At 73.9% G+C, this 5,213-nt stretch carries 6 protein-coding genes; 4 read left to right on the top strand and 2 right to left on the bottom strand.

Features of this window, described 5'->3' with window-relative positions; all coding sequences use genetic code 11:
- Positions 1–143 precede the first annotated feature (143 nt).
- Positions 144–1,097 (bottom strand): aldo/keto reductase, encoded by a 954-nt coding sequence (locus tag ABTW95_RS35475; protein ID WP_396453114.1) that lies wholly within the window; start codon positions 1,095–1,097, stop codon positions 144–146.
- A gap of 131 nt (positions 1,098–1,228) precedes the next feature.
- Between ABTW95_RS35475 and ABTW95_RS35470 the strand changes: the two genes are divergently transcribed.
- On the top strand, positions 1,229–1,855 hold the full coding sequence (locus tag ABTW95_RS35470; RefSeq protein ID WP_500228616.1) for a hypothetical protein: 627 nt from the start codon (positions 1,229–1,231) through the stop codon (positions 1,853–1,855).
- A gap of 25 nt (positions 1,856–1,880) precedes the next feature.
- On the opposite strand, the gene ABTW95_RS35465 is transcribed toward ABTW95_RS35470, so the two are convergent.
- Complete coding sequence (locus ABTW95_RS35465) at positions 1,881–2,861, bottom strand: magnesium and cobalt transport protein CorA (protein ID WP_500228615.1); 981 nt, start codon at positions 2,859–2,861, stop codon at positions 1,881–1,883.
- 58 nt (positions 2,862–2,919) lie between these two features.
- On the opposite strand from ABTW95_RS35465, the gene ABTW95_RS35460 reads away from it, so the two are divergent.
- From ABTW95_RS35460 to ABTW95_RS35450, 3 genes are read left to right on the top strand one after another with little or no spacing between them, the layout of a single operon-like run.
- Positions 2,920–3,633: an MSMEG_4193 family putative phosphomutase gene (locus ABTW95_RS35460; RefSeq protein ID WP_396455165.1), complete on the top strand. Its 714-nt coding sequence runs from the start codon at positions 2,920–2,922 to the stop codon at positions 3,631–3,633.
- Positions 3,634–3,643: 10 nt separating this feature from the next.
- Positions 3,644–4,192: a DUF3090 domain-containing protein gene (locus ABTW95_RS35455; RefSeq protein WP_396453122.1), complete on the top strand. Its 549-nt coding sequence runs from the start codon at positions 3,644–3,646 to the stop codon at positions 4,190–4,192.
- Between the two features lie 54 nt (positions 4,193–4,246).
- Positions 4,247–5,032: an SCO1664 family protein gene (locus ABTW95_RS35450; RefSeq protein ID WP_396455167.1), complete on the top strand. Its 786-nt coding sequence runs from the start codon at positions 4,247–4,249 to the stop codon at positions 5,030–5,032.
- Positions 5,033–5,213 lie beyond the last annotated feature (181 nt).

Here is a 5,213-nt window from a genome sequence, read left to right as displayed (position 1 = left end):
GCACATCGACACCAGCACACCGACAGAGCACACCGACACCAGCACACCGGCGGAGCGGAGGGAGGACCGTGGCGAGGATCGCAGCGGCGACGCGGCCCGCTCGGCGGGGGAGGGCTGGTCGGGCGAGTGGTCAGGGCTGTCGGTCACGGGCTTCCCGTAGTGGTGTCGGAGACGTCGTCGAGCGCGGCGCGGATCTCGTGCGGCAGCGTCAGGTCCTCGCTCTCCAGGATCGCGCGGAGCTGCGCGGCGGTGCGGGCGCCCACGATCGGGGCGGCCACCCCCTCCCGGTCGCGGACCCACGCGAGCGCCACCGCGAGCGGCGAGCGGCCGAGGCCCTCCGCGGCGGTCACCACCGACTCCACGATCCGGGCGCACTCCTCGTCCAGGTAGGGCTGGACGAACTCGGCGAAGTGCGGCGCGGCGGCGCGCGACCCGGCGGGGATGCCGGTGCGGTACTTGCCGGTGAGGACGCCCCGGCCGAGCGGCGACCACGGCAGCAGCCCCGCCCCGGCGTCCAGCACCGCCGGCACGACCTCCCGCTCGATGTCGCGGCGCAGCAGCGAGTACTCCAGCTGCGCCGACACCACGGGGGCGCGGCCCGGCCAGGCGCGCTGCCACGCCGCCGCCTTGGCGACCTGCCAGCCCGCGAAGTTCGACACGCCGACGTAGCGGGTGCGGCCGGACGCGACCGCCTCGTCCAGCGCCGACAGCGTCTCCTCCAGCGGCGTCGCCGGGTCGTAGACGTGCAGCTGCCACAGGTCGACGTGGTCCAGGTCCATCCGGTCCAGGGAGGCGTCCAGGGCGCGCAGGAGGTGCCGGCGGGACCCGTCGTAGCGGCCGTTCGGCCGGATCGCCGCCTTCGTCGCGATCACCAGGCCGTCCCGGTCGACGGTCTCGCGCAGCAGGTGGCCGAGGATCTGCTCGGCGGCGCCGTCGTTGTAGACGTCGGCGGTGTCCACCAGCGTGCCCCCGGCGTCCACGAACGCGGCGAGCTGCGCCGCCGCCTCGTCCGGGCCGGTGTCCTGCCCCCAGGTCATGGTGCCGAGGCCCAGCCGGGACACGAGCAGCCCGCTCCGCCCGAGGTGACGCTCCTTCATAGGCGGTCAATGTAGCGGCCCCCGCGACGCGCGCGGAAAGTGAGCAATCGGCCGCGCCGGTTTCTCCCCTCCCGCAAAGATCCTGGTGAGATCTATTGCCGGGCCCCGCCGCCCGGCTAAAGTGCGCAGCCATGGCGCCACCCCCGTTCTCGATGTACTCCCCGAGGTCGCCGGAGGGCGACGGCCCGGACATGGCGCCGGTGTTCGGCGCGGGACCGGGCGACGACCCCGGCTACCTCGCCTCGCTGCGCACGGGGACGGAACTGGGGCGGCTGCGCGCGATGATGCTCGTCCTGCTCGCCGCGCCCGTCCTCATCCTGGCGATCATGCCGCTGATCGTGCGGGACGGCCGCGACGGCGCGCCCCCGTGGATCTACGCGCCGCTCGCCGCGGCCGCGCTCGTCGCGCTGGCGGCCGGGCCGCGCGCGCCGCGGCCGGTGGCGCCGGGCGCCGCGCCCGCCGAGCCCGCCGCGGCGGCCCGCACGGCGCTGATGATGTTCCGGCAGGCGGTGCTGCTGCGGTTCGCGCTCGCCGAGGGCGTCATCCTGCTCGGCCTGCCGCTGGCGATGATCGGGCACAGCGAGCTGGTGTTCGTCGCCGGGTTCGTCGCCGGCTACCCGCTGCTGGTCTGGCTGGCGCTGCCCACGCGCGGCGGCGTGGAGCGGATGCGCCGCCGGCTGGAGTCGCGGGGCGCCGAGACGCACCTGTGGGCCGCCCTGCTCGCCGCCCCGCCGTCCCCGCGCGACGACGCGCCCTAGCGCCCCGGCCCGCGAGGGCACCAGGTCAGAGCCACCCGCTCTTGCGCAGCCGCCGGAACAGCAGCACGCAGGCGACCGCCATCACCGCGATGACCAGCGGGTACCCGAAGCTCCAATGCAGCTCCGGCATGTGGTCGAAGTTCATCCCGTAGATCCCGGCGATCGCGGTCGGCACCGCGATGATCGCCGCCCACGCGGAGATCTTCCGCATGTCCTCGTTCTGCTGCTTGCCGAGCAGCGCCAGATGCGCGGTCAGCACGCTGTTCAGCAGCTCGTTGTGCGCGTCGACCTGCCCGTCCACGCGCAGCAGGTGGTCCAGGACGTCGCGGAAGTACTCGCGGGTCGAGCCGCACTCGGCGACCCGGCCCTTGACGATCTCCCTCAGCACCGGGACGAGCGGGTCCTCGGCGCTCCGGAACTCCAGCACCTCCCGCTTGAGGGAGTAGATGTCGGCGGTCACGTCCCGCGCTCCCGGGTCGAACACCGCCCGCTCCAGCCCGATGATGTCGACCTCGACCTCGTGCGCGACGAGCCCGTACCGGTCGACGACCTCGTCGCACACCGCGTACAGGACGGCGGTCGAGCCGTGCCGCAGCAGCTCCGGGTCGTCCTCGAGCCGCTGCCGGACGGGGCCGAGTGGGTTCCCGGCGCCGTGCCGGACGGTGACGACGAAGTCCCGGCCGAGGAAGACCATGATCTCGCCGACCTCGATGTCGGAGGTCTCGTCGATGTAGGACAGCGTCTTCAGCACCACGAACAGCGTGCCGCCGTAGCGCTCCATCTTCGGACGCTGGTGCGCCGACACCGCGTCCTCGGCGGCCAGCGGATGCAGGTCCAGCTCGTCCTTGATCAGGTCGAACTCGTCCTCGCCCGGCTCGAACAGGCCGATCCACAGGAAGCAGTCGCCCTCCTCGCGGGCCGCGTCGAAGGCGTCGCTGATGTCGCCGTCGATGTCGCGGCGCGTCCCGCCCGCGTAGAGGGCCTTGTCCACGATCACACCGTGCATTCTCCCGCATCCGCACCGCACGCCGCCGTTACGCCGGAGATCTCCTAGAGTGGCCGCTGTGACGACCCTTCTCCTGGTGAGGCACGGCCTGACCGCGATGACCGGCCCGGTGCTCGCCGGATGGACGCCCGGGGTCCGCCTCGACGACCGCGGCCGCGCCCAGGCCGCCGCCGTCGCCGCCCGGCTGGCGTCCCTCCCGCTCGCCGCCGTCGTGTCCAGCCCCCTCGAACGCTGCGCCGAGACCGCCGCGGCGATCGCCGCCGCGCGCACCCCGCCCGTCGAGAAGGTCGAGACCGACGAGCGGTTCGGCGAGGTCCGCTACGGCGACTGGACCGGCCGCCCCCTCAAGGAACTCGCCGAAGAACCGCTGTGGCGGGTCGTGCAGGCCCACCCCAGCGCCGCCCGGTTCCCCGGCGAGGACGGCGAGTCCCTCGCCGCCGCCCAGCACCGCGCCGTCACCGCCGTCCGCGACTGGAACGACCGCGTCGCCGCCGAGCACGGCCCCGGCGCCCTTTACGCCGTCTGCAGCCACGGCGACATCATCAAGGCGGTCGTCGCCGACGCCCTCGGCCTCCACCTCGACCAGTTCCAGCGGATCCAGGCCGACCCCGCCTCGCTCACCGCGATCCGCTACACCGAAACGCGGCCGTTCGTCCTCCGGCTCAACGACACCGGAGGCGACACCGCCGGTCTGGTTCCGCCCCCGCCGGAGGAAGATTCCGGGAAAGACGGACTCGGGTCGAGTGACGCGCCCGTCGGCGGCGGCGCGTAGGGTCGGTGTCATGCCCGTCATCTCCTACGACCTGCCGGAGCGCTTCGTCGCCGGCGCCGTCGGGCGGCCCGGCGACCGCGCCTTCTACCTGCAGGCCCGCTCCGGCCGCCGGGTCACCAGCGTCGGGCTGGAGAAGTTCCAGGTGACGCTGCTCGCCGAACGCCTGGAGGAGCTCCTCGACGAGGTGCTGCGGCGCAGCGGCGGCGACGCCCCCGTGCCCGCCGTCACCCCCACCGAACTCCAGGACGACGACCCCCTCGACCAGCCCGTCGAAGAGGAGTTCAAGGTCGGCACCATGGCCCTCGCCTGGGACCCCGACGGCGAGCAGGTCGTCATCGAGGCGCAGGAGGTCACCGAGACCGCGGAGGAGCCCGAAGTCGGCGAGGACGACCCCGCCATCGCCGTCCTGCGGGTCCGGATCAGCCCCGCCCAGGCCCGCGCGTTCGCCGAACGCGCCCTCAAGGTCGTCGCCGCCGGCCGCCCCCCGTGCCCGCTGTGCGGGCTGCCGCTCGACGGCGACGGGCACGTCTGCCCGCGGCAGAACGGGTACATGGGCTGAGATGAGCGTCCCCTCGTGCTGGATCATGGACGGCGTGGCCGGGAGAATGAACACATGACGCAGTCCTCCCGGGACCGGGCGCCCGCCGGCGGAACCGGCCGCGACGCGCCCGGGCGCCCCGTGCCGCCCCGCGACACGGCCGCCGCCGAACGGCTGCTGTCCGCCGGGCGCCTCGACGTGGAGGGCCGCCTCGTCCAGGCGTCCAACGCCACCCTGTACTGCTCCATCGAACACGAGGGCCGGACCGCCAACTGCGTCTACAAGCCCGTCGCCGGCGAACGCCCCCTGTGGGACTTCCCCGACGGCACCCTCGCCGAGCGGGAGGTCGCCGCCTACGAGGTCTCCAAGGTCATGGGCTGGCGCACCGTCCCGCCCACCGTCCACCGCGACGGCCCCTACGGCCCCGGCATGGTGCAGCTGTGGGTCGAACCCGACCCCGACATCGACCTCGTCGCCCTGTCCCGCTCCGACGACGAGGCGATCCGCCGCATGTCGGTGTTCGACGCCGTCGTCAACAACGCCGACCGCAAGATCGGCCACCTGCTCCCGCCCGGCGACGGCCACGTCTACGGCTGCGACCACGGCGTCTGCTTCTCCACCGAGTACAAGCTCCGCACCGTCCTGTGGCAGTGGCGCGGCAAACCCCTCACCACCGAAGCCCTCGAAGCCCTCGCCCGCGTCGACGCCGCCCTGCGCGGCGCCCTCGGCGCCCGCCTCGCCGAACTCCTCACCCCCGCCGAAGTCGACGCCACCCGCCGCCGCGTCGAACTGATGCTCAAACACCGCATCCACCCGTACCCGCCCGAGGACTGGCCGGCGATCCCCTGGCCGCCCTTGTAGCCCAGGGGGGCGACCCCCTGGAACCCCCGTTAGCGACGCAGGCGATCCTCGCTCCTTTGTTGCGGTCTGTCGTGCCTGTGACGGGTGTGTGCGGGGTCGCTGCGGTCGCCTGCGTCGCCGGGCATGCCCGCTCCGGGCGCTGGAGCGCCCTCCGCGTGCCTGCCCGTGGCCGCCGCTTCGG

The sequence above is a fragment of the Spirillospora sp. NPDC127506 genome, assembly GCF_040302145.1.
In the GTDB taxonomy this organism is placed as follows: Bacteria; Actinomycetota; Actinomycetes; order Streptosporangiales; family Streptosporangiaceae; genus Spirillospora.
Note: the sequence above shows the minus strand (reverse complement) of the source record. Positions and strands in the feature narration are given on the sequence as shown.